The sequence below is a fragment of the Phenylobacterium sp. genome, assembly GCF_035276905.1.
In the GTDB taxonomy this organism is placed as follows: Bacteria; Pseudomonadota; Alphaproteobacteria; order Caulobacterales; family Caulobacteraceae; genus Phenylobacterium.
Genome location: NZ_DATELG010000282.1, coordinates 1 through 3,208 on the forward strand (window position 1 = coordinate 1; position 3,208 = coordinate 3,208).

Genomic DNA, 3,208 nt, shown 5'->3' on the forward strand with positions numbered 1-3,208 from the left:
ACGCTGGTCTGCGAGCGGCCGAAGATCAAGCCGCACCGCGAAGCCATGCGCCAGCGCGTCGCCGACCTCATGGGGCTGCCCGTGCACCGGGTCAGCGTCAAGGCGACGACGACCGAGGGCATGGGCTACACCGGACGCGAGGAAGGCCTCCTCGCCCAGGCGGTGGTGGCGGTCGAGACGCCGCTCTGACGGATTGACGTCCCGGGGGCGCTTGAAGCCGGACGCGCCCGATGTTGTGGTCCGCCCCGTCGCGCCAGAGCGTCCGGCGGTTCGAATGAACCGCCGAGCGCTCACAAGTTTTTTGGAGTTAGACCATTCGCTACGCCGGACCGGCCTCCACTTCGGTGGCGAATGGTTTGGACAGAATTGGTCCGCCGCCTGCTGCCGGAGACCGTCCATGTTCCCGATCGAGGTCAAGACGCTCGCCCGCCTGCTGGTGGACGAGGCGCGTCAGAAGTCGCTCCGGATCGTCACCGCGGAAAGCTGCACCGGGGGGCTGGTGGCCGGCGCGATCTGCGCCGTGGCCGGCGCCTCCGACGTCTTCGAGCGCGGCTTCGTCACCTATTCCAACCGCGCCAAGCAGGAGCTGCTAGGCGTGCCCGGCGACCTGATCGCCGACATGGGGGCGGTCTCGGAGCCGGTGGCGCGGATGATGGCCGAGGGCGCGCTGGAGAACTCCAACGCGCACATCGCCGTGGCCATCACCGGCGTCGCCGGCCCCGGCGGCGGCACTCGCCTGAAGCCCGTCGGCCTCGTCCACATCGCCACCGCCCGCACCAACCAGGCGCTGCGCCACCGCGAGGAGCTGTTCGACCAGCCGACCCGCGAAGGCGTCCAGCTGGCGGCCGTGCAGGCCGCGCTGCAGGCGTTGAGGGATCGGCTGGAATAAATAGATCCTCCCTTTTTTGGAGGAGCATCTTCACCCCGCGGCGGGTTCGCCCAGCGCTTGCGGCGGCGGCGGGGGCGGCGGCGTGGATCCATGCAGCGCCTTGGCCCGCGCCTCGAAGCAGCCGATCAGCTTGTCGACCGCGTGGCCGAAGTTGGCGCGCAGCAAAGTCTCCAGCAGGCGCGACTTGAAGATGAAGTCGATGTCGAACTCGATCCGCGTGCAGCCATGGCCGGCGTCCAGGAAGCGCCAGCGGTTCTCCAGTCGACGAAACGGCCCCGAGATCAGGCTGACGTCGATCTGCCGGTTGTGGGCATCGCGCCGGACGCGGGTCGCGAACTTCTCCTTCAGGAAGGAGAAGCCGACGCCCGCCTCGGCGTCGACCGCCTCGACCCCATCGCTCAGCGTGCGCGCGTTCCAGGTCCGCATGGCCGTGATCCACGGCACGAACTCCGGATATTTCGCGACGTCGCCGACCAGCCGGAACAGCTGCTCCGGCGCATAGGGCAGGACCTTGGAGACGTGGTGCCGCACGAGCCCGCCCGCCTCAGACGCGCTGGCGCGCGAGCCGCGCGGCCTTCAGGCGCGCGAAATCTTCGCCGGCGTGGTGCGAGGAACGGGTGAGCGGGCTGGCCGAGACCATCAGGAAGCCCTTGGCTTTGGCGATCTCCTCCAGGGCGCGGAACTCGTCGGGATGGACGAAACGGTCGATGGCCGCGTGCTTGCGGGTCGGCTGCAGGTACTGGCCGATGGTGATGAAGTCGACGCCGGCCGAGCGCATGTCGTCCATCACCTGCATGATCTCCTCCTTGGTCTCGCCAAGGCCGACCATGATCCCCGACTTGGTGAACTGGGCGGGGTCACGTTCCTTCACCCGCTCCAGCAGGCGCAGCGAGTGGTAGTAGCGCGCGCCCGGCCGGATGCTGAGGTAAAGTCGCGGCACGGTCTCGAGGTTGTGGTTGAAGACGTCCGGCTGGGAATCGATCACCAGCTCGGCGGCGCCGACCGGCTTGCGCAGGAAGTCCGGCGTCAGGATCTCGATGGTGGTCGCGGGCGAGGCGAGCCGGATCGCGCGCACCACGGCGGCGAAGTGCGCCGCCCCGCCGTCCGCCAGGTCGTCGCGGTCGACCGAGGTGATCACCACGTGGGCGAGGCCCATCTTGGCCACCGCGTCGCCGACCCGCGCCGGCTCGCCCTCGTCCAGCGGCGTGGGCTTGCCGGTGGCGACGTTGCAGAAGGCGCAGGCGCGGGTGCAGACCTCGCCCATGATCATCATGGTCGCGTGGCTCTTTTCCCAGCACTCGCCGATGTTGGGACAGGCCGCCTCCTGGCAGACCGTGACCAGCTTGTGGTCCTTCACGATCGCCTCGGTCTGGCGATAGCCCTTCGAGCCCGGGGCGCGCACGCGCAGCCAGTCCGGCTTCTTGAGCAGGGGCGTATCGGGGCGGTTCTGCTTTTCCGGGTGACGCGGGCGCTGTCCCGTCACGGTGTCGATGACCACGGCCATGGTCCCTAGATCGTCGGTCACAGCCCTGGGATCAAGCTGCGAATTGCCTCGACGCCGCCACGAACGCGCGGCGACCCACGCAACGCGCCCATTCTTTTCAACGTTGAACCGTCTCTATAGGCTCCGCCCCCGAAGGACAGGGACTGATTTGGGGAGGTCTGGTTGGCGGGCAGGTTCGATGCGAGGCAGGCGCAGACATCGGTTTTCGACGCCCTGGTCGACGCCAGCCGCCGGCACGGCCGTGACAAGCAGATCCTGGAGGACCAGGAGCGCTCGCCCGTCACCTACCTCGGCCTGATCCGCGCATCGTTCGCGCTCGGCCGCAAGCTGTGCGACATCACCAAGCCCGGCGAGCGGGTGGGCGTGCTGTTGCCGTCGAGCGCCGCGGCGGTCGTCACCTTCTTCGCCCTGCACGCCTTCGGCCGCACGCCGACGATGCTGAACTTCACAGCGGGCCTTCGGAATCTGCGCGCGGCGTGCGAGCTCGCCGAGGTGAAGCGGGTGCTGACCTCCCACCGCTTCATCGAGCAGGCCAAGCTGCATGACGCGATCGACACGCTGGAGCCCTTGGCGTCGATCACCTACCTGGAGGAGGTGCGCCGCAAGGTGAACCTGCTGGACAAGCTCTATGCGGCCGTCGCGGGCGCCTTCCCCAAGGCGTTCCGCATCCGCACCAAGCCCAGCGACCCGGGCGTCATCCTGTTCACCTCCGGCAGCTTCGGCGCGCCGCGCGGCGTGGTGCTGACCCAGGCCAATCTGATCGCCAACGCCCGGCAGGTGGCCGCGCACATCGAGCTCGATCCCGACTGGACCTT

Annotated in this window: 5 protein-coding genes; 3 read left to right on the forward strand and 2 right to left on the reverse strand. The window is 68.7% G+C overall.

The genetic code is table 11. The features are described 5' to 3' along the window. Both VJS38_RS13175 and VJS38_RS13180 read left to right on the forward strand, forming a co-directional pair. Nucleotides 1–189 (forward strand): 2-C-methyl-D-erythritol 2,4-cyclodiphosphate synthase (locus VJS38_RS13175; RefSeq protein ID WP_324088607.1); only part of this gene is annotated, 189 nt, incomplete at its 5' end. 208 nt (nt 190–397) lie between these two features. Continuing rightward, nucleotides 398–889, forward strand: a complete 492-nt coding sequence (locus tag VJS38_RS13180; protein ID WP_324088608.1) for a CinA family protein — start codon at nt 398–400, stop codon at nt 887–889. Nucleotides 890–919: 30 nt separating this feature from the next. On the opposite strand, the gene VJS38_RS13185 is transcribed toward VJS38_RS13180, so the two are convergent. Further along, nucleotides 920–1,420 carry a type II toxin-antitoxin system RatA family toxin gene (locus tag VJS38_RS13185; RefSeq protein WP_324088609.1) on the reverse strand — a complete coding sequence of 167 codons (501 nt, stop codon included), beginning with the start codon at nt 1,418–1,420 and terminating at the stop codon, nt 920–922. 13 nt (nt 1,421–1,433) lie between these two features. Then, nucleotides 1,434–2,393, reverse strand: coding sequence for a lipoyl synthase (gene lipA / locus VJS38_RS13190; RefSeq protein WP_324088611.1), 960 nt, complete (start codon nt 2,391–2,393; stop codon nt 1,434–1,436). Between the two features lie 162 nt (nt 2,394–2,555). Here lipA and VJS38_RS13195 point away from each other — a divergent pair. After that, on the forward strand, nt 2,556–3,208 hold a 653-nt coding region (locus tag VJS38_RS13195; RefSeq protein ID WP_324088610.1), incomplete at its 3' end, for an AMP-binding protein.